Source organism: Arthrobacter ramosus, assembly GCF_039535095.1.
Taxonomy (GTDB): Bacteria; Actinomycetota; Actinomycetes; order Actinomycetales; family Micrococcaceae; genus Arthrobacter; species Arthrobacter ramosus.
Genome location: NZ_BAAAWN010000001.1, coordinates 4,813,270 through 4,839,652, shown reverse-complemented (window position 1 = coordinate 4,839,652; position 26,383 = coordinate 4,813,270). Strand labels below are relative to the sequence as shown.

Annotated in this window: 28 protein-coding genes and 1 tRNA gene; 7 read left to right on the top strand and 22 right to left on the bottom strand. The window is 62.7% G+C overall.

What is annotated here, in order from left to right; genetic code table 11:
* Window positions 1-14: 14 nt before the first annotated feature.
* Together ABD742_RS22340 and ABD742_RS22335 are read right to left on the bottom strand one after the other, a co-directional pair.
* Window positions 15-899, bottom strand: coding sequence for a glycosyltransferase family 2 protein (locus ABD742_RS22340; protein WP_234752978.1), 885 nt, complete (start codon window positions 897-899; stop codon window positions 15-17).
* Window positions 900-1,021: 122 nt separating this feature from the next.
* Entirely contained in the window at window positions 1,022-2,002 is a 981-nt protein-coding gene (locus tag ABD742_RS22335) for a hypothetical protein (protein WP_234752980.1), read from the bottom strand.
* Window positions 2,003-2,155: 153 nt separating this feature from the next.
* On the opposite strand from ABD742_RS22335, the gene ABD742_RS22330 reads away from it, so the two are divergent.
* Together ABD742_RS22330 and ABD742_RS22325 are read left to right on the top strand one after the other, a co-directional pair.
* Window positions 2,156-2,698 carry a peptidylprolyl isomerase gene (locus tag ABD742_RS22330; RefSeq protein WP_234752982.1) on the top strand — a complete coding sequence of 181 codons (543 nt, stop codon included), beginning with the start codon at window positions 2,156-2,158 and terminating at the stop codon, window positions 2,696-2,698.
* 21 nt (window positions 2,699-2,719) lie between these two features.
* Complete coding sequence (locus ABD742_RS22325; protein ID WP_234752983.1) at window positions 2,720-3,589, top strand: rhomboid family intramembrane serine protease; 870 nt, start codon at window positions 2,720-2,722, stop codon at window positions 3,587-3,589.
* A 15-nt stretch (window positions 3,590-3,604) separates the two neighbouring features.
* Here ABD742_RS22325 and ABD742_RS22320 read toward each other — a convergent pair whose 3' ends face one another.
* The 3 genes from ABD742_RS22320 to ABD742_RS22310 form a co-directional block, all read right to left on the bottom strand.
* A complete protein-coding gene (locus tag ABD742_RS22320; RefSeq protein ID WP_234752984.1) occupies window positions 3,605-4,075 on the bottom strand; it encodes an SRPBCC family protein in 471 nt (156 codons plus the stop codon).
* On the bottom strand, window positions 4,050-4,454 hold the full coding sequence (locus ABD742_RS22315; protein WP_344789090.1) for an ArsR/SmtB family transcription factor: 405 nt from the start codon (window positions 4,452-4,454) through the stop codon (window positions 4,050-4,052). The genes ABD742_RS22320 and ABD742_RS22315 overlap by 26 nt, the downstream gene beginning before the upstream one ends.
* A gap of 527 nt (window positions 4,455-4,981) precedes the next feature.
* Window positions 4,982-5,413, bottom strand: a complete 432-nt coding sequence (locus ABD742_RS22310) for an FGGY-family carbohydrate kinase (RefSeq protein WP_234752986.1) — start codon at window positions 5,411-5,413, stop codon at window positions 4,982-4,984.
* Between the two features lie 62 nt (window positions 5,414-5,475).
* On the opposite strand from ABD742_RS22310, the gene ABD742_RS22305 reads away from it, so the two are divergent.
* Window positions 5,476-5,619, top strand: a complete 144-nt coding sequence (locus ABD742_RS22305) for an SDR family oxidoreductase (protein ID WP_234752987.1) — start codon at window positions 5,476-5,478, stop codon at window positions 5,617-5,619.
* 46 nt (window positions 5,620-5,665) lie between these two features.
* On the opposite strand, the gene ABD742_RS22300 is transcribed toward ABD742_RS22305, so the two are convergent.
* From ABD742_RS22300 to ABD742_RS22260, 9 genes are all read right to left on the bottom strand, one after another.
* Window positions 5,666-7,021 (bottom strand): FtsW/RodA/SpoVE family cell cycle protein, encoded by a 1,356-nt coding sequence (locus tag ABD742_RS22300; RefSeq protein ID WP_234752988.1) that lies wholly within the window; start codon window positions 7,019-7,021, stop codon window positions 5,666-5,668.
* Between the two features lie 141 nt (window positions 7,022-7,162).
* The gene (locus ABD742_RS22295) at window positions 7,163-8,245 is read right to left on the bottom strand and encodes a cation diffusion facilitator family transporter (RefSeq protein ID WP_234752989.1); all 1,083 of its coding nucleotides are present in this window, start codon (window positions 8,243-8,245) and stop codon (window positions 7,163-7,165) included.
* Window positions 8,242-8,604 (bottom strand): ArsR/SmtB family transcription factor, encoded by a 363-nt coding sequence (locus ABD742_RS22290; RefSeq protein WP_234752990.1) that lies wholly within the window; start codon window positions 8,602-8,604, stop codon window positions 8,242-8,244. Before ABD742_RS22290 ends, ABD742_RS22295 begins: the two co-directional genes overlap by 4 nt.
* A gap of 309 nt (window positions 8,605-8,913) precedes the next feature.
* Window positions 8,914-9,516 (bottom strand): DNA-3-methyladenine glycosylase I, encoded by a 603-nt coding sequence (locus tag ABD742_RS22285; protein ID WP_234752991.1) that lies wholly within the window; start codon window positions 9,514-9,516, stop codon window positions 8,914-8,916.
* A gap of 56 nt (window positions 9,517-9,572) precedes the next feature.
* Entirely contained in the window at window positions 9,573-10,268 is a 696-nt protein-coding gene (locus ABD742_RS22280; protein WP_234752992.1) for an alpha-ketoglutarate-dependent dioxygenase AlkB family protein, read from the bottom strand.
* The gene (locus ABD742_RS22275; protein ID WP_234752993.1) at window positions 10,265-10,885 is read right to left on the bottom strand and encodes a methylated-DNA--[protein]-cysteine S-methyltransferase; all 621 of its coding nucleotides are present in this window, start codon (window positions 10,883-10,885) and stop codon (window positions 10,265-10,267) included. The genes ABD742_RS22280 and ABD742_RS22275 overlap by 4 nt, the downstream gene beginning before the upstream one ends.
* On the bottom strand, window positions 10,882-11,388 hold the full coding sequence (locus ABD742_RS22270) for an RNA polymerase sigma factor (RefSeq protein ID WP_234752994.1): 507 nt from the start codon (window positions 11,386-11,388) through the stop codon (window positions 10,882-10,884). Before ABD742_RS22270 ends, ABD742_RS22275 begins: the two co-directional genes overlap by 4 nt.
* Window positions 11,388-11,897, bottom strand: a complete 510-nt coding sequence (locus ABD742_RS22265) for a methylated-DNA--[protein]-cysteine S-methyltransferase (protein WP_234752995.1) — start codon at window positions 11,895-11,897, stop codon at window positions 11,388-11,390. The genes ABD742_RS22270 and ABD742_RS22265 overlap by 1 nt, the downstream gene beginning before the upstream one ends.
* Window positions 11,898-11,939: 42 nt before the next feature.
* Window positions 11,940-12,191, bottom strand: coding sequence for a cell division protein CrgA (locus ABD742_RS22260; RefSeq protein ID WP_234752996.1), 252 nt, complete (start codon window positions 12,189-12,191; stop codon window positions 11,940-11,942).
* A 176-nt stretch (window positions 12,192-12,367) separates the two neighbouring features.
* Between ABD742_RS22260 and ABD742_RS22255 the strand changes: the two genes are divergently transcribed.
* Together ABD742_RS22255 and ABD742_RS22250 are read left to right on the top strand one after the other, a co-directional pair.
* Entirely contained in the window at window positions 12,368-13,216 is an 849-nt protein-coding gene (locus tag ABD742_RS22255; protein ID WP_372460962.1) for a class E sortase, read from the top strand.
* Between the two features lie 170 nt (window positions 13,217-13,386).
* Window positions 13,387-14,028, top strand: a complete 642-nt coding sequence (locus ABD742_RS22250; RefSeq protein ID WP_234752997.1) for an aminodeoxychorismate/anthranilate synthase component II — start codon at window positions 13,387-13,389, stop codon at window positions 14,026-14,028.
* Here ABD742_RS22250 and pknB read toward each other — a convergent pair.
* From pknB to ABD742_RS22215, 7 genes are read right to left on the bottom strand one after another with little or no spacing between them, the layout of a single operon-like run.
* Window positions 14,025-15,995, bottom strand: coding sequence for a Stk1 family PASTA domain-containing Ser/Thr kinase (pknB, locus tag ABD742_RS22245; RefSeq protein ID WP_425547590.1), 1,971 nt, complete (start codon window positions 15,993-15,995; stop codon window positions 14,025-14,027). The two genes, ABD742_RS22250 and pknB, sit on opposite strands and share 4 nt — an antisense overlap.
* Before the next feature lie 6 nt (window positions 15,996-16,001).
* Entirely contained in the window at window positions 16,002-17,807 is a 1,806-nt protein-coding gene (locus ABD742_RS22240; protein ID WP_234752999.1) for a protein kinase domain-containing protein, read from the bottom strand.
* On the bottom strand, window positions 17,804-19,261 hold the full coding sequence (locus ABD742_RS22235) for a peptidoglycan D,D-transpeptidase FtsI family protein (protein WP_234753000.1): 1,458 nt from the start codon (window positions 19,259-19,261) through the stop codon (window positions 17,804-17,806). The genes ABD742_RS22240 and ABD742_RS22235 overlap by 4 nt, the downstream gene beginning before the upstream one ends.
* Entirely contained in the window at window positions 19,258-20,625 is a 1,368-nt protein-coding gene (locus tag ABD742_RS22230) for an FtsW/RodA/SpoVE family cell cycle protein (RefSeq protein WP_234753001.1), read from the bottom strand. Before ABD742_RS22230 ends, ABD742_RS22235 begins: the two co-directional genes overlap by 4 nt.
* Entirely contained in the window at window positions 20,622-22,352 is a 1,731-nt protein-coding gene (locus tag ABD742_RS22225; protein WP_234753002.1) for a PP2C family protein-serine/threonine phosphatase, read from the bottom strand. Before ABD742_RS22225 ends, ABD742_RS22230 begins: the two co-directional genes overlap by 4 nt.
* 3 nt (window positions 22,353-22,355) lie before the next feature.
* Complete coding sequence (locus tag ABD742_RS22220) at window positions 22,356-22,838, bottom strand: FHA domain-containing protein FhaB/FipA (RefSeq protein WP_234753040.1); 483 nt, start codon at window positions 22,836-22,838, stop codon at window positions 22,356-22,358.
* 5 nt (window positions 22,839-22,843) lie between these two features.
* Window positions 22,844-23,587: an FHA domain-containing protein gene (locus ABD742_RS22215; RefSeq protein ID WP_234753003.1), complete on the bottom strand. Its 744-nt coding sequence runs from the start codon at window positions 23,585-23,587 to the stop codon at window positions 22,844-22,846.
* A 362-nt stretch (window positions 23,588-23,949) separates the two neighbouring features.
* Between ABD742_RS22215 and ABD742_RS22210 the strand changes: the two genes are divergently transcribed.
* Window positions 23,950-24,032 (top strand) — tRNA-Leu (locus ABD742_RS22210).
* Between the two features lie 105 nt (window positions 24,033-24,137).
* On the opposite strand, the gene ABD742_RS22205 is transcribed toward ABD742_RS22210, so the two are convergent.
* Window positions 24,138-24,821 (bottom strand): TetR/AcrR family transcriptional regulator, encoded by a 684-nt coding sequence (locus ABD742_RS22205; protein ID WP_234753004.1) that lies wholly within the window; start codon window positions 24,819-24,821, stop codon window positions 24,138-24,140.
* A gap of 139 nt (window positions 24,822-24,960) precedes the next feature.
* Here ABD742_RS22205 and ABD742_RS22200 point away from each other — a divergent pair, with 139 nt between their 5' ends.
* Entirely contained in the window at window positions 24,961-26,352 is a 1,392-nt protein-coding gene (locus tag ABD742_RS22200; RefSeq protein ID WP_234753005.1) for a flavin monoamine oxidase family protein, read from the top strand.
* The last annotated feature ends 31 nt before the right edge of the window (window positions 26,353-26,383 follow it).

Sequence of the window (26,383 nt, the reverse complement as noted above, 5' to 3'; positions counted from 1 at the left end):
CTGTATTCGCGCGGCTACAGGCCGCCGCGGCGGACGCCTTGGCCGGCATTGGCCGTGTGGATGGCCCGGAGAAGCTTGGCCGGGAAGTAGACGGAGAAGAACACCACCATGGGGGCCTTCAGGGCCATCTTCTTGACGTTGTGGGCCTTGTAGGTGCGGTCGAAGCGGGTCACGTAATAGCGGTAGTCGCGCGGTGAATCCTCGAGCCTGCGGGCAGACATGCCCGAAACCATCTGCGGCCAGTACTGCACCCTGAGATCGTGGTCGGCAAGATGCAGGGAAAGATCGATGTCCTCATGCATCTCGTCCTTTTCATCCAGGCAGGTTTCGTCGCGGACGGTTTCCCAGGCGGAACGGCGAAGGGCCATGTTGGATCCAAAAAGGAAGTGGTACTGGTGCTTCGCAAGCCGAAGCATGAGCTGGCGCATTTTGTCGTCGGCTTTCAGTCCGAATCGACGCATGGGCATGTCGTAGTAGACCACCGGTCCCGTGGCCGCCTGCACCGAGGGATCGGCGAAGGCCTTTTGCACCTGCTCAACCCAATCAGGTTCCACAACCGAGTCGGCATCGATCCGGCCGAGGATATCCGACGTGGCGCTATTGAGGCCAAAGTTGCGTGTGGGGATGAGTCCCTGCGCCTTGTCCTGGCTCAGCAGGATGATGGGGCTCTCCGGGTATTCCTGCTGCATCTGCTGGACAATCTGCGCAGTGCGGTCCGAGGACCTGTTGTCCACGACGATGATCTCGTCCGCAGGTACTGACTGGTAAATGGCCGCGATCAGGCATTGCCGTATCACGCTTTCCTCGTTGTACGCCGGGATGATGATTGAAACGCTCGGCTTCACGGGTGCGACGGCTGCGTTGGTGGCTGCATCTACGAAAGATCTATCGGCTGGCATCCCCATAAATCTAACATCAGGGCGGTAATCCTAGAGGAAGCCTTCGGTGACAAGTGGCCAAACAATTGAAGGGACCCCGGCGAACCGGAATCCCTTCAACGCGGAGCGAAGATGGCCTTCGTCTAGGCCTCGTGTTTGCCGGCTTCGTCCGTGTCTGCCTGCTCCTTGGCCCCTTCGTCCTTGTGGAGGCTGGCGGCGATGTTCTTTACGGCGGTCTTGGCGTCGGTTGCCACCTTGGCTGCGGTGTCCGTAGCGTCCTCGACAACGTGCTTTGCCTTCTCGGCTACGGTTTCGGCTTTATCAGCTACGTTGAGTTTCACGTCGTCAACCGTGTCAGCTACCTTGGTGGCGGCCTCGTTGGCCTTGTCAGCGACTTTCTCGGCTGCCGCTGCGGCCGGGACAGGTGATGGCGTAACCGGAACCGGAGTCTTCCACGGGTCCTCCACCGGGCGGCTGGCCTTCCACGCGGCGACGCCGGCCGCAGCTGCTGCTGCCACAATCGTGAAGATCAGGAAGCCCCGCTTTTTGGGCTTCCGGGTCCTGGCGAGTTCTTTAGAGACTGTTTTGGATGCTTCCCCGGCCGCGGCTTTCAGCTGGGCCCCTGTCGCTTGTGCTTGCTCCTGCAGATTGTGAACCACTCCCGAGTCCACCAGCTTCTGGGCGACGGCGTCCACCTGCGCGGGTGCATTCTCAAGGGCTTGGTGGACGACCACCGAGGCTTGCCCGAGCTGCTCTGAGAGCTTGGGCAGGTACTCCTCAACAACTTTGTCCCGGGCGTGGCTGAGCGCCGGAGTGGCTTTGTTAAGGGCTTCCTGGATCTTGGGGGAGGCGTCCTCGACGACGTCGTGGATCTTCGGTGCGAGGTTCGCCAGGCCTTCCTGGAGCTTCGGCGTGACGGTTGCAACGCCGTCGGCGAGGTTGTACGCCGCCGACTTCAGGCCTTCCTGAAGCTTCGGCGAGGCGGTGTCGATTCCGTGCTGGATGCGGGGAACCGCCCAGTTCACAGCTGCTTCGACGCGCGGTGTCGCCCAGTCCTTGGCATTTTCGACGCCACTCACAACGGTGTGTTCAAGTTCGCGGGCAATCCGGTCCGATTTCTTCACAACTACCTCCCGATCAACATGCTCGTTTGTTGTTAGCCTACGTCGCTTGTTCGGCACCGGCTATTCATCCAGCGGATTCATGGAAGATTTCACCGAGCGCGGAACCGCCTTCCTGGCCGCCTCGGCGTTGACCCTGCGTGAAACAATGGCGATATGACCATCGCAACCGCAAAAGCAACTTTCCACACGAGCCTCGGTGACATCGTGGTTGACCTCTTCGGCAACCACGCGCCCAAGACGGTCGCCAACTTCGTTGGCCTGGCCACAGGAGAAAAGTCCTGGACGCACCCGGAGACCGGTGAAGACAAGACCGGTACCCCGCTGTACGACGGCACAATTTTCCACCGCATCATCAAAGACTTCATGATCCAGGGCGGCGATCCCCTTGGTCGCGGCATCGGCGGACCGGGCTACAAGTTCGACGACGAGATCCACCCGGAACTCAACTTCAACGCCCCTTACAAGCTGGCCATGGCCAACGCCGGCGTCCAGATGGGCAAGGGCACCAACGGTTCCCAGTTCTTCATCACCACGGTCAACACCGACTGGCTTTTCGGCAAGCACTCCATCTTCGGTGAGGTTGCAGACGAAGAGTCCAAGAAGGTTGTAGACGCCATCGAGGCTGTCCGCACGGGTATGGGCGACCGCCCTGTTGAAGACGTCGTCATCAACAGCATTGACATCGTCCAGCTCTGATCCCCGGAACCTGAGCAGCATATGAGTTACGGAATCCCGGCGGCAGAGCCGTCAGCTGACATTCCGGTGTGCCCCAGGCACCCGGACAGGCCCTCCTATGTGCGGTGCCAGCGTTGCGGGCGTCCTGCATGCCCCGAGTGCCAGCGGGCGGCCGCCGTCGGGTTCCAATGCATTGACTGCGTCAATGAAATGAAGCGTTCGACGCCGGCAGTGCGTTCCGCCTATGGCGGCGCCGTTGCGACCGGACGTCCTTTGGCGACGTACCTGCTTATCGGGCTGTGCGCCCTGGTGTACGTGCTGCAATGGCTGATTCCCGGTGATGTCGTGGAGGGTCAGCTTGCCTTCGCGTCCGCCTATGCCTCCCCCCAATACGGGGCCTTCGAGCCATGGCGGATGCTGACGAGCGCTTTTGTCCACTCACAGGGCTTTGTCCTGCACATCGTGCTCAATATGTACATGCTCTGGATCTTCGGCCAGGTGCTGGAGCCCGTTCTCGGACGCATCCGCTTCCTCGCCGTCTACCTCCTGTCCGCCATTGGCGGCTCTGTCGGTTTCCTGCTGCTGACGCCTGTCTTCCCTGTAACCGCTGTTGAAGGTGCGTCAGGTGCGATCTTCGGTCTCTTTGGCGCACTGTTGGTGATCCAAAGCCGGCGCGGCGGAGACACCCGGCAGCTGTGGATCCTTATCGTCATCAACGGCGTGATTGGCTTTGTTGTCCCGGGAATCGCCTGGCAGGCCCACTTGGGCGGCCTTATCACGGGAGGCCTGTGTGCCGCCGTGATTGCCTTTGCTCCGCGTGGACCCCGCCAGGCGCTGTTGCAGACTGCCGGGATGGCCCTGGTGGCCGGAATCCTGGTCCTGGCCACCGTCCTTCGGGCCACTGCGGGCTAACAACTCCTTAGCTTTTTACGCTAGGAGTTCCTCTAAGCGGTCCATCGACTCTTTGATGCCCGAATCCATGCCGCTGGCTACTGCCATGTCACGGGCCTCCACCGAGGGAAACACGGAATGCTGCACCACGCGTGTGCGGCCTCCGAGGTCTTCAAACCTGGTGGTGTCCAACGTGACTTGCCCCGGGGCGCCGTCGAACTCGAAGGTCTGGATGATCCGGAATGGCTCCTGGACCTCGTGGAAGACCCCGCGGAAACCGAACTCATTGCCCTGGCCGTCCAAATGTGTGTAGCGGTAGCTGCCGCCCGTGTGTGCGTCGTAGGACTCGAGGCGCATTTCCAGGCGACGCGGACCCAACCATTTGACGACGAGTTCGGGATCCGTGAAAGCCTGGAATACGCGCTCCGGTGCGGCGTCGAAGTCGCGGCTCGTGTCGATGAACGGCGTGCCCGCCGCGACGTCAATGGTTGTTGTGTTGGTGCTCATTGTTCTTCTCCTTTTCCGGATTGTCCTGATGGGCTGTTCTGGCCAATAGTTCGTCCAACCGGGCGAAACGCTCCTCGGCCTGAAGACGGTAGTTCTCGATCCACTCGGCCAAGGGGCCCAGCGCCGTCGTGTTCAAGTGGCAGGGACGGCGCTGCGCTTCCCTGCTCCTCGTGATGAGCCCTGCGCCCTCGAGCACTTGAAGATGCTTGGAGATGGCTTGGAGGGTAACGGTGAAGGGCTGGGCGATCTCATTGACGGTGGCATCGCCCAAGGCCAACCGCGCCAGGATCTTGCGGCGGACAGGATCGGCGAGGGCCATGAACGCCCGGTTGAGCTGGTCTTCCGGATCCAGCACTGCTGTACCCATTGTGTCCGGCATACGTCTCCCCTGCCCGGCTCCAGGCTCAAGTGTTTCGGATTTCCGAGTCTTCCGCAGTACTCAAGCAAGTGGTTTATCAACTAATTCATTGAATAAAACCATGCTAAAACTGTGCACTGAGTCCGTCAAGACCCCTTGGATATGTTTTCCACAGGGGTTATCCACAATGTGCGTAACTTACAAGGGTGTAGTTCGATGATGAATGGACTCTGTGGAGCGAGATGGCAGGGGCTGCGCTTTTCTCTGGGGATTAACGTCCACACCTGTGGATAACTTTTGCTCACACGCCTGTGGGTATGTGGATAAGGAGTGCGTTTTCCGGGTGCGTGTGGACAACCTCACCCTTGGCAGCCGCAAGAGCGCAATATCAACAGAGTTATCAACATTGTTAATAACTCACAAGACTGTAGTTCGGCGTCCTTGCTGCCCCTTGAGGCCCGCCGTTCTGGGAGTTTTCCACGTTGTGGGCACAGTTTTTCCCCAACTGTGGATAACTTGTGGGTAGCTGCCTGTTGTTAAGTGTGTAACTACGGTGCTACGGCCAGGATGGGCTCGCTATGTAAGTTCAGCGCCCATGCTGCTTGGCGGGCGGCTCCCAGTGCGGCATATTCCCGGGATTCCGGCCATGCCACGGTGCATCCCGTGAGGTCGGCTACTGCTTGGCGAAGCGCCGCAGACCGCGATCCGCCGCCCACCAGAGTGACCCTTTCAATCTCAAGGCCGGCCCGGGACAAATCATCGATGGCATCAGCGATCGCGCATGCCAAGCCGAGTATGGCGGCGCGCCCGAGGTTTTGGGGCGTCATCGAGAACCTCGTGAGACCGATCAGTGCTCCTTGGGACGCGGGCAATAGCGGGGTACGTTCCCCGTCCAGGTATGGGAGGAAGCAGAGCCCTTGGGCGTCAGGCGGCCCTTGGGACGCAAGTTCGTCGAGCTCGCCGAGGCTGAGGCGCAGCATATGGGCCGCTGAGTTGAGGATTCGGGCGCCGTTGACTATAGGTAGCTGGGCACCGATAGCTGATGGCTGAAAGCCGCGACATTCCCGTTGGCCGCTTCGCCCAGCCGGAAGAAGTGGCGTCGCTCATCGCCTACCTTTGCGGTGACACGGCCGCTATGATCACCGGTACGAACGTCCTGATCGACGGCGGGTTTACGACCGTCTGAGTGCCCTGGATTGGTGGCTCGGAAACCGGAACAGCGCCCGGGATCGTCAGACCGGAACGTGTTCGGTCTGCGAAGCAACTGTTTGGGGCCTGCGGGCTGCGTCACTGATCCGCAACAGCAGGGCGACGATGATCCAGTTGGCAAGGAGGGAGGATCCGCCCGCGGAGAGGAACGGCGTCGTCAGCCCAGTGAGGGGAATAAGGCGGGTGACGCCGCCGATAATGATGAAGCACTGAAGGGCCATGGAGAAGGCCAGCCCGCAGGCAAGGAGCTTCCCGAAGGCATCCCGGATGCCCAGGGCGGCCCGGAATCCCCTGGTGAAAAGCAGCAAATAGAGGAGAACGATCGCGAACAGCCCGATCAGGCCGAGTTCTTCACCGAGGGAAGCGATGATCATGTCGCTGTTCGCGAAAGGCACAAGGTCCGGGCTTCCGAGCCCCAGGCCTTTGCCGATCAGGCCGCCGTCGGCCATTCCGAAGAGGCCCTGGACGATCTGGGCGCTACCTCCGGGGAAGCGGGTGAAGACCTGGGGGTCGAATGCGTTGATCCACGCGTCAATGCGCAAGCCGACATGGGAAAAGATCTTGGCTGCGGCGTATCCGCCTAAAAGCATGAGCACGACGCCGAGGACGAGCCAGCTGGCCCGGCTCGTGGCAACGTAGATCATCACGATGAACAGGCCGAACAGCAGTATGGACATGCCGAGATCGTGCTGGAAGACCAGTACGCCCACGCTCGCGGCCCAGGCAGTGATCATCGGCCCTGTGTCCTTGATCCTGGGGAACTGAAGGCGCCCGAATTTCCTGCCGGCCAGCAGGATCAAGTCCCGATTGGAGGACAAGTAGCCCGCGAAGAAGACGGCGAGTGTAATCTTCACGATCTCGCCAGGCTGGAACTGCAGGGAACCGAGGCGTATCCAGACATTCGCGCCGTTGATGTCTCCGGCGGAAATGCCCGGAATGAGGGGAAGGATGAGGAGGGCGGCGCTGACTGCGAGTGCGATGAAGGTGTACCGGCGTAAGAGCCGGTGGTCCTTCAAAAGCCACAGCACGGCGGCCGCGACCAGGACCGAGACGATCGTCCATGTGAGCTGATTAGTCCCGGCAGTAGTGCCGTTTGACGCGTCCAGGCGTCGGATCATGGCGATGCCGAGGCCGTTCAAAGCCACCACAATCGGGAGGATCACCGGATCCGCATACCTTGCCTTGAACCGCAGGACAACGTGGAAGATCCCGGCCAGCGCGGTCAGGGTACCGGCCTGAAGCCAGAATCCAACGTCAAGGGCCTCTTTCTTGTCCACGCTGGTCATTGCAAGGGCACCAATGCCTACGCCAAGTGCCAGCACCAACAGCACCATCTCCACGTTTCGGCGAGGCTTCGCCAGAATCGCTTGCTGGCTCATGGGCATCTTCTTTCGTGGATCCCGGACGGCCGGACGGGTCCGGTTCGGTGGCTCAAGATCGGGTCAGTGGCTCAACATAAGGTTCAGTGGGCCATCATAGCCGCAGCGGCTGGGCAGCGGTTGGGAACAGGATCCGGTCGATCAGCGGCCAGCTTCCGTAACGGCCTGTATCACCATGTCGTCGAGCTTAGGGAGCGCATGCTCAAGCCGATGCCTGGCCTCGCCGACAGTTTCTTCCACCGCTGACAGTGGCGCGTTGGCGACGACGATGGTGGTGGCGCCCTGCAGGCGATGGCCGACCCAACGCAGTTGCAGCTTCGGCACGAAGAGCACGCCCGGTGTCGTTTCCAACGCCGCCTGGGCGCCGTCGAGCAGTTCGGGTTCTATGCCGTCCATCAGGCGTCGTCCGATGCTGCGAACCGTGCCCCAGAGCAGGACGATGATGGCCGCCGAAATCAGCAGGCCGACAATCGGGTCCGCCAAAGGGAAACCGAGCAGCACACCGCCGGCGCCAAGCACCACCGCGAGGGACGTGAATCCGTCAATGCGCGCATGCACGCCGTCCGCGACGAGCGCAGCGGACCCGATCTGCCGGCCGACCCTGATCCTGTACACGGCCACAATTTCATTGCCCGCAAAGCCGATGAGTCCGGCCGCAAGGACCCACCACAGATTGTGCAGGGGTTGCGGATGGAACAGGCGATCGATGGATTGCCACGCGGCCACCACTGCCGAAAGCGCGACCACGCCGACAATGAACAGTCCGGCAAGGTCCTCCGCCCGGCCGTATCCATAGTTGTAGCGTCGAGTCGCCGCACGACGTCCCAGAATGAACGCAATCCACAGCGGCACTGCAGTGAGTGCGTCCGAGAAGTTGTGGATGGTGTCGGCCAGCAATGCGACGGAGCCGCTGATGAGGACCACCATGAACTGCAGGACGGTGGTGCCGAGGAGGATGAAAAGACTGATCTTCAGTGCCCGGACGCCCTGTGTACTGGACTCAAGGGCATCGTCGATTGAATCGGCGGCATCGTGGGTGTGCGGGACGAAAAGCTCATACAGCCACCCCTTGAGACCCTTGTGATGCTCGTGGGAGTGTCCGTCATGGTCATGGTCATGGTCATGGTCGTGGTCGTGGTCGTGGTCGTGGTCGTGGTCGTGGTCGTGGTCGTGCACGTGCACGTGCACGTGGTGCTCGTGACCAACTTGCTGGTGACCGCTCATGCCGATTCCTGTTCTGCGCGGTGGTGTGCAGGGGTACCGCCCAAGGCGTGTTCTGCTTGGAATATTGCATCCGCGACCAACTGGCGGGCATGCTCGTTCTCGAGACGGTACATGACTCTGGTTCCGTCCTGCCGCGTGGAAACCATTCTCGCCAAGCGCATTTTGGCAAGGTGCTGCGATACTGCCGCCGGGGATTTCCCAACGAGTTCCGCCAACGCTCCGACGGCCATTTCGCCGTTCCGGAGCGCGAGGACGATCCGGACCCTCGTGGCATCGGCGAGCATCGCGAACACTTCCACAGCCAATTCAACGTATTGGCTGTCGACCCCCAGTGCGCAGGCCTTCTTATCTGCATTCATACGCAGATTCTTTCACAGATCCGGGCCAAACACACATCGAGGACTCGGGATAGTGAACTGGAATTCGATCAGGCGCCACGATCAGTGGGGGCCTGAATGAAGTTCTCAATGCCCCGGGAGTGAACTCTCAGTGAACCCGCGGACACTATCCACAGCCTTGTGCACATTGGGTAAAACCACGGGTCCAGGGCGCGAGGTCCTGATTATCACCTGAATGTCGGGGATCCCGGCTTCATGTACGTGGATGTCCACATGAATTGTCCACAGCTGTGGATAAAGTTACGCACTTCTGTGGAAAGAGGGTTGGTATCAGAGCCAAACTCCGGAGCTGCCCCGACGATGGCTGTCAAGAAGATGGGTATCGATCATCCCGATCGCCTCCATCAGCGCGTACATGGTGGTGGGGCCCACGAAAGCGAAGCCCTTCTTCCGCAGGGCTTTGGACAGAGCAATCGACTCCGGCGATTGGGTAGCGACGTCGGCAAACGTACGCGGTTCCGGCGTCGACTCCGGTTGGAACGACCACACGAAGTCCACCAATCCGCCTTCGCTCCGCAATGCGATCGTGGCTTTGGCGTTGGTGATGGTTGCGCGGATCTTGAGGCGGTTGCGCACAATTCCCGAATCCTGCATCAGCCGTTCGACGTCCGCCTCCGTGAAAGCCGCGACGCTTTCAGGGTGGAAGTCCAGGAAAGCGGACCGGAACGCGTCGCGCTTGCGCAAGATGGTGGCCCAGGACAAGCCCGCTTGGAATCCCTCGAGGCTGATGCGCTCATACAAGCCCCGTTCGTCCCGTACAGGCATGCCCCACTCGTGGTCGTAGTACTCGCGCATGAGCGGGTCAACGGATGCCCAGGGCGGACGCGCAAGGCCGTCGTCGCCGATGATGGTGCCGTTCTCGGGCGGGTTCATAGGTGTTCCTCCACAGGGAGCCGGGCAGAAGCTGTTGTTGACATTGTGCCCCGGTGCTACGACATTCCAGTGACGCGCATGGTGATGTTGATCCGCCCCCTCGGCAGCCCGTAGCCTTCAGGAGCCGTTCCGGGGAGCACTTTGGTGATGCCGTGGTACGCAAAACGGGATGCGCCTCCGAAGACGAACAGGTCCCCTGAAGACAGTTCGACGTCGGTATACGGCTTGGTGCGCGTCTCCGTGTTTCCGAAGCGGAAGACGCAACTGTCTCCGATGCTGAGCGACACCACAGGGGCCCGGGACTTTTCGTCCCTGTCCTGGTGCATCCCCATCTTGGCGGCTTCGTCGTAGAAATTCACCAGCGCAGTGTCCGGCGTGTAGCCGGCGGCTTCGGTGGCGTCACCGTACGCCTCGAACAGTGCTTTGCGGCCCAGCCGAACCATCCAGTCAGGAAAGTCGAGCACCCGCCGCCCATTGACGTCAAAGGCCTCGCGCGTGTACCTATAGGGCTGCCAGTGCCAGCCAAGGCACACTGTCCGGACGGACATCGGGTGCCCGCCCGGAAGGACGGCGGCGCGCAAGGGGACGGGACCGCGCGTCCACTCTTCGAAACGGGCCGCGATCCACTGCTGCTGCTCAAGGCTTAACCAGCCCGGAACGTGCACCGCGCCGGGCGCGATCTCCCGTGGACCGGCGTCGGGCGCGTGCGGCAACTCAAGCGGAAACAGCGGTTCCGTCCATCCTGAGCTCATGCTGCCTCGAGAGCCAACAAGGTTCGTTTGGCTTCCGTGCCGCCGAGGTAGTTGCCAAACGATCCATCGGATTTCACCACCCGGTGGCAAGGAACAATCACCGGCAGTGGGTTGGTGGCGCAAGCAGTGCCGACGGCGCGCACGGCTCCAGGGCTTCCAGCCGCCAAGGCCACTTGCGCGTAGCTTTCCGTATGGCCGTAGGCGATCTGCGGTAAATGTTCCAGGACGCTGAGCCGGAACCCGCGTGAAAGGCTGAAATCCAGGGGCAGGTCGAACCGGTGCCGGGTCCCGGAAAAGTATTCGTCCAGTTCGCGGGCCGCGGGATCGAGGCGGCTCGTTGAGAAGAGGATCCGCGGACTGAGCTTTTCCGCGAGCAGCTGCAATACGGCGTCGTGGTTTTCCACTTCGAATGCCACGCGCACTATGCCGCGTTCCGTGGCCGCAAGCAGCAGTTTGCCTATCGGGGAATCCACCGTGCGGTAGGCAATATCGAGGGTGTGCTGCTGCGCGGCCGCCGTTGCGAGGCGGTCGTGGAGCCGCTGCATGACAGCCGGTTCCACGGAGTCGAGGGGTGCGAGGAGTTCGGAGACGTCCGGTTCGTGGTGGTCGACGGTCATCGGGTTTCTTCTTTCACGTAGCTCAAGGAGCTGTCGAGGAGAATGGTGCGCAGCGCCTTGACGCCGTCGGCTCCCGCTCGACGCGCGGCGTCGGGGGTCCCGCCGAGAAGCCCGGCGACGTCCTTGTAGGGGAGCCCGGCGAGGTAGTGGTAAGCCACCGCCTGGCGCTGCTTCGGCGGAAGCTGCCCGACGGCGTCGAGCACCTCCCGGTGACCGTCGCCGGGGATTCCGATTCCGGAAGGCCGCACAGGCAGTTCGTCCACGGGAAGCGGCTGGCGGCTCCTGGCGCGGACAATGTCGATGGATTTGCGGTGGGCGATGGTGACGAGCCAGGCCTGGACGTTGGCACCGGCCGGAAGTTCGGGGTAGGCCTTCAGTGCGGAGAGGAAGGTCTCGGACCAGCCGTCTTCCGCGTCGTGGGCGCCGAGAACCGCGCGGCACACGCGCAGAACCGTGGGTCCGTGCTCCCGGACGACCAGCTCGAACGGCTTCTTGGGCTCCATTAGAAGAGCTTGCTTTCCTTCGCCGCCACTGGTTCTTCGAGTTCCAGGAGGAATCGCTTGTTATCGAGGCCGCCGGCGTATCCGGTGAGCTTCCCGTCGCGCCCCACAACCCGATGGCACGGGATGACGATACTCAGTGGATTGCGGCCAACTGCCGAGCCGACGGCCTGGGAAAGGTTGCGATCGCCCAGTTCGGTGGCCAGTTCTCCGTAGCTGACGGTTTCCCCGTACGGAATTTCTTTCAGTCTTGCCCAGACCCGCTGCTGGAACGGATTCCCTGAAGCTTTGAAAGGGACGTCGAACACCGTTCGCTCGCCAGCCAGGTATTCGCCGAGTTCAACGGCAGTTTGCTGGAACAAGGGATCCTCGGCGGTGACGGCTTCACCGAAGAATTCCGAAGGTGGCATATGCCAATGACCCTCGAAGAAAATGCCCGTGAGAAGCTCCTCCCGGGCAGTCAGCGTGAGCCGGCCCAGCGGGGAATCAATGGTTGTGTGCCTGGTGGTCATGTCTAGTAGACGCTGCAGGCGGCCGAAATGTGAGGTCGCCGCTCAGGAGCGCCAGCGGGTAGTCATAAGGAAGCCGATAATCGCGATGCCGAAGCCTGCCACGATGTTCCAGGACGCCCATGCGGGCACGGGAAGCTGGCCGCTCGTGATGTAGAACGTGATGATCCACAGCAGGCCGATGATCATGAGACCGAACATGACTGGCTTGTACCAGATGGGGTTCGGCTTGTACTGCTGTGCGGTGGCCGCTTCGGTGGGGCGGGCGGCCCTCTTGCGGGGCTTGGACTCGGGCACGGATCCTCCTTGGCCGGCTGAATGAAAGGCCACGCGCCAGCTTGATATCCTGCAGGAAGGAAAATTCCAGCGGTCAACGCGCGCGGCAATTCCGGGGTTCGTTCTAGCAGTCAAGTCTAGCCGGATTTCGGAGACTGCTCGTCGTCGGGCATCCGCGCCTGTAAAGAGGAGATCCAGTGGCGCAGCAGCAGACGCAGCAAGCCGCTGCCGTGCCGGACGACGGCACAGGAACCGGCGCGGAGGGTCCCCGCCGGCCGCGCTCGGCGAGGCGCACGGGGCGGCCCAGCACGGGCGACATAGTGCGCAAGGTCGTCCAGATCGTGGGCGAGCTGCTCCTCACCGCGGGACTCATCCTGTTGCTCTTCGTGGCCTGGGAGCTGTGGTGGACCAACGTCGAAGCCGATGCCAAGCAAAGCCAGGCCGTCCAGGGTTTTGCGAAGAGTTTTGCGGGACCTGTGGCGCCGGTTGCCCCTGCCAACCCTGCTGCACCGCCCGACTACGGGAAGCCCGTGGTTGCCGAGGCTCCCGAGCACGGCGGCATGATCGGCATCATGTACATTCCGCGGTTCGGCCCGGACTATTCGCGGCCCATCATCGAGGGAACCGGCTCAGACATTCTGGACACGCTGGGCCTCGGCCACTACGGGACCACCAGCATGCCCGGAGCCCCGGGCAACTTCGCCGTCGCGGGACACCGCCAGACCCATGGCGCGGTGCTGGACAACATCCATCTCCTGGTACCGGGCGACAAGATCTATGTGCAGACCAAAGACGGTTACTACACGTACGTTTTCCGTAACAACCAGATCGTGCTGCCTTCGCGGACGGACGTCCTTCTTCCGGTCCCCACACAGCCCGGCGCGACGCCTACCGAAAGCTACCTGACCATGACCAGCTGCAATCCGCGCTTCGGTGCGGAAGAACGCATCATCGCGTACTCCTTGCTGGAAAGCTGGCAACCCGCCTCCGCCGGCCCACCGCAGGAGATCGCCAAGCAAGTCGCCCAGACGCGCGGGAAGGGTTAAGCCATGTACGGATGGATTTTTCGCCACCTTCCGGGACCCCTTTGGGTGCGTATCCTGACATCAGCGGCCCTCGTGGCATGCGCGCTTGTCCTGATGGTCCAGTTCCTCTTCCCCTGGATGTCACAGTTCACTACCTTCACCGACTCAACGATTGGTTCAGCAAAGCAGCCATGAGCACAACAAAAATCCTCGTCGTGGACAACTACGACAGCTTCGTCTACACCCTGGTCGGCTACTTGCAGGAACTCGGTGCGGAAACCACAGTGGTCCGGAACGACGACGTCACCCTCGCCGAGGCGATCGAACTGGCGGACGCGCGCGACGGCGTGCTGATCTCCCCCGGCCCAGGCACCCCAGCCGAAGCCGGCGTCTGCATTGAGCTGATCAAGTGGTGCGGAGACAACAACAAGCCGATGTTCGGGGTCTGCCTCGGACACCAGGCGCTGGCCGAAGCCTACGGCGGGACTGTCACCCACGCACCAGAGCTGATGCACGGCAAGACATCACCTGTGCAGCATGACGGCAAGAGCGTTTTCGCCGGTCTGCCCTCGCCGATGACGGCCACCCGCTACCACTCCCTGGCGGCTGTCCGGGAAAGCATTCCCGACGTTCTGGAAATCACGGCCGAAACCGCCAGCGGGGTTGTCATGGGCCTGCAGCACCGTTCGGCTCCGCTGTGCGGTGTGCAGTTCCACCCGGAATCGGTGCTCACCGAAGGTGGCTACCTCATGCTCGGCAACTGGCTCGAATCACTCGGGATGTCCGGGGCGGCCGCCCGTGCAGCCACCCTGAGCCCCCTGATCCAGCGCTAGCCGCCTAATCCGCCCAAGCCTCCGCCGCCCTTGGTGTCGCTCGGAGACGGCGTAGGCGTCGGAGTGGGACTCGGTGACGGGACGGGAGCCTTCGCGACAATCACGCTGATGGTCTTGCCCTGCTCCACGAGGGAATTGAAAGCATCGCCCTGGCTCGTCACCTTGCCTGGGGTTACTTGCGAATTCTCCTGTTCGGTGACCGCGATGGCCAGACCGTTCGTTTTGAGCAGCGCTTCGGCATCGGCCTCGCTCAAACCAACGAGTTGAGGCACGGATACCTTGCCCGTGGACACCACCAAGTCAACCGTGCTGCCCACCCCAACCACAGCCCCGGAAGCCGGTTTGGTGCTGATGACGGAGCCCGCGGGAACCGTCGCACTATTGGCCAAGGTACTTGACCCGCCTACGAGGCCGGCCTGACGCAGGAGGTCGCGGGCCGCGGCTTCGGTGAGGCCGCTCAGGCCTGCCGGGACAGTCGCCGAGAGCGGCCCGTCTGAAACGTTCAGCATGACTTGCGATTTCGGCGCCACTTGGGACCCCACGCCGGGGTCGGTGCTGATCACCGCCCCCTTGGGGACCTTGTCATCCGGGACATGGTGCGACTCCGGGCTGAGATTGGCGCCGTAAAGCGTCTGCAATGCCGTGGCCTCGCTCATACCGACGACCTGCGGTACCGCGATCAACGCGGGCGGAGCCGGCTTCTGGTTCACCGTGCTGTAGACCCAGAATCCGCCGCCGGCCAAGACCAGCAGCACCAAAATAACCACCACCGCGGTCCACGCACGACGGCGGGACTTCTGCCGGGCGGTCCGCTCGCGTTCAGGGGCGAAACCAAGCGGCATGGCGCCGTCGTGGTCTGCTTCAGGTTCCGGTTCGCCGGCCTGGAGGGCCAGCATGTCCTGGTCGCCGGCGGCCTGGCCGTTGCCCGATCCTAGGCTCAGAGTGCTGTCCAGGAATTCGGCGCCCGTCAGGCCGCGCACCAAGCCATGTTCGGGAATCTGCCGTGTCGACGGCACCACGTCCTGGACGTCCGTGGGCGTTCCGGAAGCAAGGGCCGGGACTGCAATGCCGTTCTTGGCCGCACGCAAGGCACGCCGGAAGGCGGCCGCATCCTGGAAACGATCGGCCCGATTCTTCTGCAGGCCCTTGGCCAGGACACTGTCCAGTGCCTCCGAAACGGCCGGATTGAAGGTGCTGGCGGGCTCCGGGATCTCGCGGACGTGCTGGTAGGCCACCGAGACAGGGCTGTCGCCCGTGAACGGGGGGCGGGACGTCAGCATTTCAAACAGGAGGCACGCCGCAGAGTACAGATCGCTGCGGGCATCCACGGTCTCGCCGAGGGCCTGCTCGGGCGACAGGTACTGGGCAGTACCAACGACGGCCTGCGTCTGGGTCATGGTTGCCGCGGAATCGGCCATCGCCCGGGCGATTCCGAAGTCCATGACCTTCACATCGTTTGACTCCCCGGTCACCATGACGTTGGCCGGTTTGATGTCGCGATGCACGATCCCGGCCTTGTGGCTGTACTCCAGCGCGGCAAGGACGCCAAGGATGAACTCGATGGCTTGATCGATGTCCAGTTCCTTGGCACGGATCAGGTCGCGGACAGTCCGGCCGGACACGTATTCCATCACGATGTACGGGACGCGGACGTCCTCGCCCGGTCCACCGGACACCGTGTACTCGCCGGTGTCATAGATGGCAACGATCGAGGAGTGGTTCAGGGCCGCCACTGCCTGTGCCTCGCGCTTGAAGCGGGCATGGAACTGCGGATCGCGGGCAAGATCGGCACGGAGCAGCTTCACCGCTACGGTTCGTCCGAGCACCGTGTCGATGCCCTTGTAGACATCGGCCATGCCGCCACGACCGAGCAATTCACCGAGTTCGTACCGCCCGTTGAGGACGCGCTGGGATGTCATTGGAGTGCTGTCCTCTCTGTGGGCGGGGGTGGAGCGTCCGGTTGGCATGGTGTCCTACGGTGTCTTAGGAGAAGCAGACGGGTTCGTGGCCGACTTGGACAGGTGATAGGTCACGACGGACCCGGCGGGGATCTTCTGCCCGGCCGCAGGATCGGAACTGACGAATGTTCCCGGGGCCTGGCCCGTTGCTCCGTCAACGGGGGCTCCGGTCACCCAGCGCAGGCCCGCACCTTCGATGGCAGCCTGCACTTGTGATTCGGTGGCTCCCTTGCCGATGGTCGGCACTGTGACCATCTGCGGTCCCTTGGAGTAGCTCACCGTGATGGTCGATCCCTTGGCCACGGGGCCCGAAGGATTGATGTCGATGACAGTCCCGGGCGTGGATGGATCGAAGACCTGGACACCGCTGACCACGAGGCCGAGTGCATTGAGGTCCGAGCGCACCTTGTCGTACGGCTGTCCCTTGTACTGCTCCGGGATCAGGTTGATGGTCTCGGGGGTGGGCGTGGTGGGCGTCGGGGTGGCCGAGGTCTCCGTGGGGCTCGGACTTGCCGAGGTTGGCGGCGCGCTTGAGACCTGGGACGGAGAAGTGCTGCTCGCCGGCGCTGGACTGCTGGGTGAGAACAGCCCGGACTGGGTCAGGATCGCCCCCACGACGGCGAGCAGCACGAGCACGATCAGCGCAATGAGCGGCCATCTCCACGGGCTGCGTTTCTTCCGCTGCGGCTCCTCCTGGTACTCCTCTTCTTCATGGATGTACTGGTTGTGCTCGTCGGCCTGATCCAAACTGCGTTCGGCGGCCAGGGCATTGGCACGGGACAGCGGATTTCCACCCTCGGCTGCGGCCCCTACAGCAGCGGCTCCCGCAGCGGCGGCGCCGATCACCGGGAGCGCCGACGTCGACGTCGACCGTGCTTCCCTGCCGTACGGCGAGGTGACAATGCCAGTGGGCGCGGTGGCAATGTCCGTAGGCGCAGTGATGGGGCCCGTGGTGGATTCGAACAGCAACATCCCCGGCACGGCCGCGTGTGCCGTCGCGATATCGCCGGCGCGGATCGCTTCCGCGGCTTCAGCCAGCTTGATGGCACTTGCAGGACGGTTCTTCGGATCCTTGGCCAGCATGGACATCAGCAGGGCGCGTATCGGGGTGGGCAGGGTTTCAGGCAGCGGCGGCGGGGCGTCGTTGACCTGGGCCAGCGCAATGGCGATCTGGGATTCACCGGAGAACGGACGATGCCCTGTAAGGCACTCGTAGCCGATAATCCCCAGGGAATATATGTCCGAGGCGCCTGTGGCCGTTTGTCCCGTGGCCTGCTCCGGAGCCAGGTACTGGGCCGTGCCCATGACCTGGCCGGTCTGCGTGAGCGGAACTTGGTCCGCGAGGCGGGCGATACCGAAGTCGGTGATCTTGACACGGAAGTCCGGCGTGATCAGGAGGTTGCCCGGTTTGATGTCCCGGTGCACCAGGCCCTGGGCATGCGCGGGGGCCAGCGCCCGGGCGGTCTGGGAAATGATGGACAGGGTGCGGTCCGGGGAAAGGACCTGCTCGTGTTCCAGGATGCTGCTCAGCGGCTGACCTGGCACCAATTCCATGACCAGGTAGGCGGAGCCGTCTTCCTCTCCGTAGTCGAAGACGTTGGCGATCCCCACGTGATTAAGCAACGCGGTGTGGCGGGCTTCGGCGCGGAACCGCTGGAGGAACCCGGGGTCACCCGTGTATTCCTCTTTGAGTACCTTGATGGCGACGATCCGGCCAAGGATCTGGTCCTTGGCCCTCCAGACCTCTCCCATGCCGCCAATCGCAATGCGACTGGTCAGCTGGAACCTGCCGCCGAGGGTGATTCCTGACGTAGGCCTCACTTGTTCAACACCGCCTCAAAAATCTTCTTCGCGTTCGGACTGGTTAGCTTTGCGCCGGTAGACACATCAACGCCTTCCATGACAATGGTGACGGCTACCTGCGGGTCGTCGGCCGGGGCGAACCCGGTAAACCATGAGTTGTTCAAACCTGAATCGCCGAGTTGCGCCGTGCCGGTCTTGCCTGCCACCTGGACTCCCGGTACCGCGGCGCCGCTCGCAATGCCTTTGGATACGACGTCGGTCATCCATTGTGTGATCTGGCTGGCGATATCAGGGCTGGTGGAAGTACGCAGCGCCTCGGCCTTGGGCTCGCTGATGACACGCAGGTCAGGTGCCCGCACAGTCTTGATGAGGTTCGGCTTCATCTGGACGCCCTTATTGGCAATAGCGGCGGTCATCATGGCGATTTGCAGCGGAGTGGCCCTGACATCACGCTGCCCGACGGCGGACTGGGCCAGCGCTGCCTGGTCCAGATTCTTGGGGAAGATACTGACCGCGGATTGAAGCTTGAGCTGGTCCCCGAAATCCTGTCCGAAGCCAAACTTGCTGGCCTGGTCCGCGATGGCTTGCTGGCCCAGGTCCAGGGCGATGCTGGCGAAGGGCGTGTTGCACGACTGCTCCAAGGCAAAAGGGAAATCGGCGGTGTTGCGGGTTGAGCAGTTGCCGCCGGCATAGTTGGGCAGCGAGGCGCTCGAACCGGGCAAGGGCAGGCTGTCCGGGTTCGGCAAGACACTGTCCTTGTTGTACTTCCCGGAGCTCAAGGCAGCCGCGGTATCGACGAGCTTGAACACGGAACCGGGCGCCAACAGCTCGCCGGTGGGTCCGCTCACGGACTGGTTGAGGTTGATGCCGGGGACCTGGTTGATTTGGTCGTAACCGGCCTTTTCCTTGGCGGGATCATGCGTGGCGATCAGGTTGGGATTATAGGACGGCTTGGAAACCATGGCGATGATAGCGCCCGTCTTCGGGTTGGTGACGACAATCGAGCCACGCTGACCGTCGGGAATGAGGTCGTAGGCGAGCTTCTGGATCACGGGATCGAGGGTCAGTTCCACCGAGGCGCCCTTCGGCTGGCTGCCGAGGAAAATCTGGCTCACACGGTCCAGGAAGAGTTGGTCGGAGCTGCCGGCCAACTCATCCCGGAGCTGCTGCTCAAGCCCGGTGGACCCGTAGGTCCTGGAGAAGTAGCCCGTGATCCCCGCATAGAGCTCCGGCTGGGCATAACTGCGCTGGTACTTGCAGGTTTCGTCTCCGGCAACGGATTCGGCAATTGGCTTGCCGCCCACGATGATGGCACCGCGGTCGTTGCAGTAGTTCGCCAGGACGGCGCGCTGGTTCCACGGATTGTCATTGAGGTCGCCGGCGCCGATGACCTGGACATAGCTGATCGCGCCAAAGAGTAGGGCGAACATGGCAACTGCGGCCATCCACGAATTGCGTATGGAATGGTTCATGAGGTCTGCACCGCCTCTGTGGGGGCATGGGTACTGGGCGTAGTGTCCACCGGGCCGCGCGCGGTGTTCGAGATCATGAGCAGCAAGCCCACGATGATCCAGTTGGCAAGCAAGGAAGAACCGCCTGCCGCAAGGAACGGAGTGGTGAGCCCCGTCAACGGGATCAGCCGCGTGACGCCGCCGATCACCACGAAGCACTGCAACGCTATGGCAAAGGAAAGGCCACAAGCCAAGAGCTTGCCGAACGCGTCCCGCGCGCCAAGAGCCGCCCGGAACCCGCGGGTGAAAAGCAGCATGTAGAGCATCACGACGGCAAAGAGACCGATCAGTCCCAGTTCCTCACCGATGAGGGCTACGATCATGTCGCTGTTGGCGAACGGCACCAGATCCGGCCTGCCTTGTCCGAGCCCTGTGCCTCCGAGGCCGCCGTCGGCCATGCCGAAGAGGCCTTGGACGATCTGTCCGCTGCCGCCCGGGGACCGGTCGAAGACTTCCGGGGTGAAGGCGTTCCACCAACTGTCCAGGCGGAATGCGACGTGCGAGAAGAACCTGGACGCCAGGAATCCGCCACCAAGGATCAGTATGACGCCGATGACCACCCAGCTGATTCGGCTTGTTGCCACGTAAATGATCACGATGAACAAGCCGAAGAAAAGGATCGAGGTGCCAAGGTCCCGCTGGAACACGAGGATGCCGATGCTCACGAGCCAAGCGGTGATCATGGGGCCAAGATCCTTGAAGCGCGGCAATTGCATGGGGCCGATTTTGCGGCCGGCAAGCAGGATGAGGTCCCGGTTGGAGGAAAGATAACCTGCGAAGAATATAGCCAGGGTGATCTTGGCGATTTCGCCTGGCTGGAAAGTCATGGGACCGATCCGGATCCAGACGCTGGCACCCAGCACCTCGCCGGCGGAGATACCGGGAACGATCGGCAGTACAAGGAGGACTGCGCTGGCCGCCAGCGAGATAAAAGTGAAGCGGCGAAGGAGGCGGTGGTCCTTGAGGAACCAGATCACGACAATTGAGACGGCCATGGCCAGGAGGGTCCAGCGCAACTGGTTATTACCCGTATCCTCGCCTGGCTGGTCCATGCGATGGATGAGGGCCAGTCCCAAGCCGTTGAGGGCAACGACGATCGGAAGGATGATCGGATCGGCATATTTTGCGCGGAACCTGAGGATCATGTGGAAAGCGAATGCCGCCACGATCAAGAGACTCGACTGGAACCAGAAATCGCCGTCGAAAGCAGCCGGACTGTTGAGCCCGACCATGGCGCTGGCGCCGATTCCCACGGCAAGGGCAAGGACCAGCAGGACGAGCTCGACGTTCCGGCGCGGCTTGGGTGTGGTTATGGCCAGAATCATGGGGACACCGCGCACGTAGGGACCGCCGTTGACGTGGGTGACGATGTTGGCGGGTTCGAAGGGGTCGCGCTTGCCGGCGTGGGGCTTGCCGTGGGGCTGGCGCTTGCCGTCGGCTTGGCTGAGCCTGTGGGGCAATTTGCCGGCAGCCCGGTGGTGCCGTTCTCCTGCAGGCTTTTCACGATCTGCTGGGCATCGGCGAGATCCCGTGCCGGAACGGTCTGGCGAAGGGTTTGTTGCGTGTATTGAGGCAAAGAGTCCATGCGGATGTTCGTCGTGGCCTCTACCTTCGAGAGCTGGAACGGGCCAAGGCTCTGGGAAATGCCGTTGAAAATTGCGACGTGCTGGTCGGACTCACCGACGTAGTAGCGTGTCTGGGTCCACGCATAGCCGAGCCACAGCCCGGCAACCACGAAAATGGCCAGGACGGCAGCAATGGCCGGCGTCAACCAGCGCCGCTTCCGCGCGACAAGCGGTTGTGTATCCTGGCGGTCCTGTTCAGCCTTGTGGGTCAGCACCGTGGCAGCCCGGCGCGCAACGCTGCGTCCGGCTATGGTCGGGATCGAACCCGTATCGGCCGCGGTCGCGGCCGCGCCGACCAGTTCGTGCGGACGGCTTGCGAGTTCTTCGCGAAGGATCTCCGCCGACAAGTGCTCGCCAAGGTGCGGGTCTGTCGCCGTCGGAGGCTCAGTAGTCCCGGCGGGTTTTCCAGGACCCGCCGCTGCGGGCTCGGTGGCGGCAGTGGGTCTTGCCGCGGCGGCGGAAGGCCGGGCGTCGGACGGTGTTTCCGGCCGCGTGACCCGGCCCGCTGTGGGGCCGTTGGATCCGGACTCTTTGGCCGGGGCGTTCGCTTCGCTGCCGTGATCGTCCGTGCCCGGCGCGGCCGTTCCCGCCTCGGCCGCTTTCGGCAGCGCTGGCGCTTCCTGGACGACGTCGACGGCGGCCGTGCTGAGGTTGTCGCCGGTATCTTCGACGATTTCCAACAGCACCACGGTGACGTTATCCGGAGCGCCGTTGGCGAGCGTGAGCTCAACGAGGAGCTCTGCGCATTCGGCAAGGTCCTTGGTTTCGCGGACTACTTGCTCAACGACCGCCCCTTGGACGTAGTTCAGGCCATCGGAGCAGAGGAGCCAGCGTTCGCCCGGTTCGACGTCGAGCTCGTCCAGGTCCAGTTCGGGGCTGGCGTCCACGTCGCCCAGAACGCGCATGAGGACGTTCTTGTGCGGATGTGTTTCGGCTTCTTCCGGGCGCAGCCGGCCTTCATCGATCAGCCTCTGGACGAAAGTGTGGTCCACGCTGATTTGCTCGAATTTGCCATTGCGCAGGCGGTAGGCGCGGGAATCGCCGATGTGCGCGAAGTGCAGCCGCCTGCCTTCGAGCAGCAGGGCCGTGACCGTGGTGCCCATGCCTGCGAGCTTCGGGTCTACGTGGACGAGCTCGGAGAGGAGGGAATTGGCGGTCTGGATTTCGTCTGCCAGGACTGTTTCCGCGCCGTCCGGGTAGGAATCGTGATCGAGGTGGATCATGTCCAGCACGGTGGAGGCTGAGGCGACGTCCCCGCCCGCGTGCCCGCCCATGCCGTCCGCGACGACGGCAAGGTGCCGGCCGGCATACGCGGAGTCGTCGTTCTTCGAGCGGACACGCCCGACGTCGGACCGCGCCGCGTAACGCATGATGAGGGGGAGTTCCGGAGGCAGGGCCTTGCCCTCGGAAGCCTGGGGGGAAGCCATGGGCTACGCCCTCAATTCGATGACCGTCTTGCCGATCCTCACGGGGACACCAAGCTCCACCGGCAGGGCGCGGGTCAACTGCTGATCGGCGAGGTAGGTGCCGTTGGTGGAGCCAAGATCTTCGATGAACCATCGGCTGCCCTGGGGGAACAAGCGCGCGTGCCTGCCCGAAGCATAATCATCCTCGAGGACCAACGTGGCCTCTTGTGCGCGGCCCAGCAGAATGGGGCTCGCGGCCAAAGGAAGCGTGGTCCCCTTGAGCGGCCCTTCGACGACGACGAGCTGGTGCGCCTGCTGCTTCACGGGCTGGGGTGGCGCGGGGGCGAGTTCCGGATGCTTGCGTACTTCGCGCGCCGTCGGAGTTCCCATGGCTGCTTTGCGGCCGACCACCAGATCGCGACGCATGGTCGAGACGATGCTGAAGATCAGTATCCACAGCAACAGCAGGAAGCCGAAGCGGAGCGCGGTGATGGTCAGTTCGCTGATGTCGCTCACGGGCGCCCACCAGAGGGCTGGGGGAGAAGTCTGAAGATGATCTTGGTCCGTCCCATGGTGATGGTGGATCCGTCAGTAAGTTCCACACTGCCGTCCACTTTGTGGCCGTTGACGTAGCTTCCGTTGGTGGAACCGAGGTCGACGGCGCGGATGACTCCGTCCGCCGTCTGGATTTCCAAGTGCTTGCGAGAGACGCCGGTATCGTCGACCAGGATGTCGGCCTCGGATGACCTGCCCAGCACGATGGAAGGCGCGTTGAGGGAATAGCGTTGTCCGGCAATGTCCAGGACAGGCTGGAGCCGTGTGGGCTCGCGGCTCGGTGCGGCGGGGACAACGGGCCGAGGAGCCGCAGGCGCGGCAGCCCCGTCGGATTTCTCCGTGCGGGACGTGATTTCGAAATGGCCTTCGCGTTGGGCATCGTCGTGACGGAAGGAGATCCGTACCGGACCCTGCAGGATATAACCCTGGCTGCGCACGTGCTGGATGACGACGTCGCACAATTCTTCGGCCAGGGGAGTTCCCCAGTCTTGGGCGCGCGCGAAGTCTTCATCGCTCAAGAGCACATCGAAGACGTTGGGTGCCAAGGTACGGCCGGCCGAAATAGTGATGGACTTGTTGTCCAGTTCACGGCGAAGCTTACTGGCTATCTCCACCGGCTCCACCCGTGCCCTCGACCCTGTAGAGAAGACGCCGCGGACGGCCTTTTCGATGCCACGCTCAACCCTGTCAAGCAAGCCCATGGTCCTTCTCCTTCCGTTTCGTTGACCCTGCAGTATCAGTAGCCAAGACGAATCCCCGCAGTGGCTGGAGCGCACGCGAGAAGCCTGTCTTCAACCCCGATACTACTGGGCAAGACTGTGAATGGCCTTATTCCACAACGGCTGGAACGCCGGAAAAGTTCGCCGGCCTGCATCATTTCGGGACGCTTCTCGCGTGATTTCCGCATCATGTGGGGGACCGGCAATCCATGGCGCCCCGGGGTTTTACGGCCCCGTCCTTGGTCGATTGGTGTTTTCAACAGGTTGTCCGTTATGCTTGATCTCGCTGCTTTCGCAGGGGTGAGGCCGGGGAAACCTGGTACGGCCCGGGCGAAAGAAGTTGCGCGCGAGTGGCGGAACGGCAGACGCGCTGGCTTCAGGTGCCAGTATCCGAAAGGGTGTGGGGGTTCAAATCCCCCCTCGCGCACGCAATTCAAGGAACCCCGGTCTCTGACCGGGGTTCCTTTGTTTAACACCCAACTAGCTCGCATTTGTTGTCGCTATGACGGCTCATAACGACAACAAATGCGAGTCAGTTGGGCTGGGTCCGGAGCGCCCCGAGCCCGGTGATCAGTGCATCCAAGCCCATGCTGAACGCGAGATCGGACGGGTAGTTGTTCCGTTCGGGTCCCAGGCTGCGGACCGCCGAAGTAAAGTGCGGCGTGGAGTCGGCCAGGCGGCCGGAATCGAAAATGTCCGCCGGCGCGTTCGCGTCGAAAGCGGCGCCGAAAATGTAGGCCTCGAGGGCCACGATGCTCGGGATGATCTGCTTCTCCGGGAAACCCGCGCGGAGGAATCCCTCCGTGACGGCTTCGTACATGGCGAGCGTTTGTGGGGCGTCCGTCACGGGAAGGACCGCGATCACCGAGATCAGCGGGGTGTGCCTTGCGAAGATGCCGCGGTAGGAATATGCCCATTGCCGGACGGCCTCCTCCCAGGCGAGCTTGCTGAAACCGCCGAAGTCGACCTTGGACATCAGATCCTCTTCCACAAGCTTGAGGACTTCATCCTTGGAGGACACATGGTTGTAAAGGGCCGACGGCGCCACACCCAGGGAGCGCGCGAGTGCGGCCATCGTGAGCCCGTCGTAGCCCTTCTTGCTGATCAATTCCAGCGCCGCTGCAGTGATGCCGTCCTGGTCCAGGACCGCCGCCATTGGCCGACCTGCCCTGCGACGCGCTTTAGTCTCGCCGGGAGCGGGGGTGGGTTCAGGCATCGCTGACCTTTCTGGAGGCTGTGTCAAAGCATTATTCCATTCGGGTCTTCACAGCCGGGGCCAAGACAGCTACAGTTGAGATAAATGAACGTCATTCATTTATTGGTCAGCCAACGGGGACGGCCACAGAAAGGACATCATGTTGAATCTTGATCGCGACGTCGTAATTGTCGGTGCTGGTCCGTCAGGGTTGACGGCCGCCCGCGAATTGAAGAAGGCCGGACTCAGCGTTGCCGTGCTCGAAGCACGCGACCGCGTCGGTGGGCGCACGTGGACCGACACCATTGACGGGGCCATGCTGGAAATCGGCGGACAGTGGGTGTCGCCCGACCAGACCGCCCTCATGGGGCTCCTCGATGAACTCGGCCTCAAGATGTACTCCCGCTACCGCGCCGGAGAATCTGTGTACTTGGCGCCGGACGGCAGCCGTACCCGCTATACCGGGGCTTCCTTCCCGGTGAGCGAAACCACCGCAGCCGAAATGGACAAGCTCACTGCCATCCTGGACGGCCTCGCCGCCGAGATCGGCCCGGAGGAGCCCTGGGCCCACCCCAAGGCCCGCGAACTGGACACCATCTCCTTCCACCACTGGCTGCGCCAGAACTCGACGGACGAGGAGGCCTGCAATAACATCGGCCTCTTCATCGCCGGCGGCATGCTGACCAAGCCGGCCCATGCATTCTCCGCGCTGCAAGCGGTGCTGATGGCAGCTTCGGCAGGCTCCTTCTCCAACCTGACGGACGAAGACTTCATCCTGGACAAGCGGGTTATCGGCGGCATGCAGCAGGTCTCCCTGCTGATCGCCGCGGAACTGGGTGACGACGTCGTACTTAACAGCCCGGTCCGCACCATTAATTGGGAGCCGGCCGGCGAAGGCCATCGCGTCACCGTTGAATCCGAGCGTGCAACAGTCAATGCACGATTCGTGATCATGGCTGTCCCGCCGAACCTGTACTCCCGCGTGTCCTTCAATCCGCCGCTGCCACGCCGCCAGCACCAGATGCACCAGCACCAGTCCCTGGGCTTGGTCATCAAGGTCCACGCTGTCTACAGCACGCCGTTCTGGCGCGAAGACGGACTGTCCGGCACTGGCTTCGGCGCCGACGCCCTGGTCCAGGAGGTCTACGACAACACCAACCACGGAGACACCCGCGGGACCCTGGTGGGCTTCATCTCGGACGAGAAGGCAGACGCCGTCTTCGAGCTCAGCGCGGAGGACCGCAAGAAGAAGGTCCTTGAGTCCATCGCGAGCTTCCTGGGCGAAAAGGCCCTGGATGCCGAGGTCTACTACGAATCCGACTGGGGTTCCGAGGAATGGACCCGTGGCGCCTACGCGTCCAGCTACGACCTGGGTGGTCTGCACCGCTACGGCAAGGACCAGCACGCCAACGTAGGACCCATCTACTGGTCCTCCTCCGATTTGGCTGCGGAAGGCTACCAGCACGTTGACGGAGCAGTCCGGATGGGCCAGGCAACGGCCGCCCGGATCGTCACCGCCAACAACCGCGTCGCTGCGGTACCGGTGGCCTAAGAACAGGTACTAATCCACACGTGAGGTCTCG

Bases quoted from the DNA above. Each gene is read 5' to 3' on its own strand.
- ABD742_RS22340 (WP_234752978.1), bottom strand. From the start codon at position 899: ATGCCAGCCGATAGATCTTTCGTAGATGCAGCCACCAACGCAGCCGTC.
- ABD742_RS22330 (WP_234752982.1), top strand. From the start codon at position 2,156: ATGACCATCGCAACCGCAAAAGCAACTTTCCACACGAGCCTCGGTGAC.
- ABD742_RS22325 (WP_234752983.1), top strand. From the start codon at position 2,720: ATGAGTTACGGAATCCCGGCGGCAGAGCCGTCAGCTGACATTCCGGTG.
- ABD742_RS22320 (WP_234752984.1), bottom strand. From the start codon at position 4,075: ATGAGCACCAACACAACAACCATTGACGTCGCGGCGGGCACGCCGTTC.
- ABD742_RS22315 (WP_344789090.1), bottom strand. From the start codon at position 4,454: ATGCCGGACACAATGGGTACAGCAGTGCTGGATCCGGAAGACCAGCTC.
- ABD742_RS22310 (WP_234752986.1), bottom strand. From the start codon at position 5,413: ATGCTGCGCCTCAGCCTCGGCGAGCTCGACGAACTTGCGTCCCAAGGG.
- ABD742_RS22305 (WP_234752987.1), top strand. From the start codon at position 5,476: ATGGCTGAAAGCCGCGACATTCCCGTTGGCCGCTTCGCCCAGCCGGAA.
- ABD742_RS22300 (WP_234752988.1), bottom strand. From the start codon at position 7,021: ATGAGCCAGCAAGCGATTCTGGCGAAGCCTCGCCGAAACGTGGAGATG.
- ABD742_RS22295 (WP_234752989.1), bottom strand. From the start codon at position 8,245: ATGAGCGGTCACCAGCAAGTTGGTCACGAGCACCACGTGCACGTGCAC.
- ABD742_RS22290 (WP_234752990.1), bottom strand. From the start codon at position 8,604: ATGAATGCAGATAAGAAGGCCTGCGCACTGGGGGTCGACAGCCAATAC.
- ABD742_RS22285 (WP_234752991.1), bottom strand. From the start codon at position 9,516: ATGAACCCGCCCGAGAACGGCACCATCATCGGCGACGACGGCCTTGCG.
- ABD742_RS22280 (WP_234752992.1), bottom strand. From the start codon at position 10,268: ATGAGCTCAGGATGGACGGAACCGCTGTTTCCGCTTGAGTTGCCGCAC.
- ABD742_RS22275 (WP_234752993.1), bottom strand. From the start codon at position 10,885: ATGACCGTCGACCACCACGAACCGGACGTCTCCGAACTCCTCGCACCC.
- ABD742_RS22270 (WP_234752994.1), bottom strand. From the start codon at position 11,388: ATGGAGCCCAAGAAGCCGTTCGAGCTGGTCGTCCGGGAGCACGGACCC.
- ABD742_RS22265 (WP_234752995.1), bottom strand. From the start codon at position 11,897: ATGACCACCAGGCACACAACCATTGATTCCCCGCTGGGCCGGCTCACG.
- ABD742_RS22250 (WP_234752997.1), top strand. From the start codon at position 13,387: ATGAGCACAACAAAAATCCTCGTCGTGGACAACTACGACAGCTTCGTC.
- pknB (WP_425547590.1), bottom strand. From the start codon at position 15,995: ATGCCAACCGGACGCTCCACCCCCGCCCACAGAGAGGACAGCACTCCA.
- ABD742_RS22235 (WP_234753000.1), bottom strand. From the start codon at position 19,261: ATGAACCATTCCATACGCAATTCGTGGATGGCCGCAGTTGCCATGTTC.
- ABD742_RS22230 (WP_234753001.1), bottom strand. From the start codon at position 20,625: ATGATTCTGGCCATAACCACACCCAAGCCGCGCCGGAACGTCGAGCTC.
- ABD742_RS22225 (WP_234753002.1), bottom strand. From the start codon at position 22,352: ATGGCTTCCCCCCAGGCTTCCGAGGGCAAGGCCCTGCCTCCGGAACTC.
- ABD742_RS22215 (WP_234753003.1), bottom strand. From the start codon at position 23,587: ATGGGCTTGCTTGACAGGGTTGAGCGTGGCATCGAAAAGGCCGTCCGC.
- ABD742_RS22205 (WP_234753004.1), bottom strand. From the start codon at position 24,821: ATGCCTGAACCCACCCCCGCTCCCGGCGAGACTAAAGCGCGTCGCAGG.
- ABD742_RS22200 (WP_234753005.1), top strand. From the start codon at position 24,961: ATGTTGAATCTTGATCGCGACGTCGTAATTGTCGGTGCTGGTCCGTCA.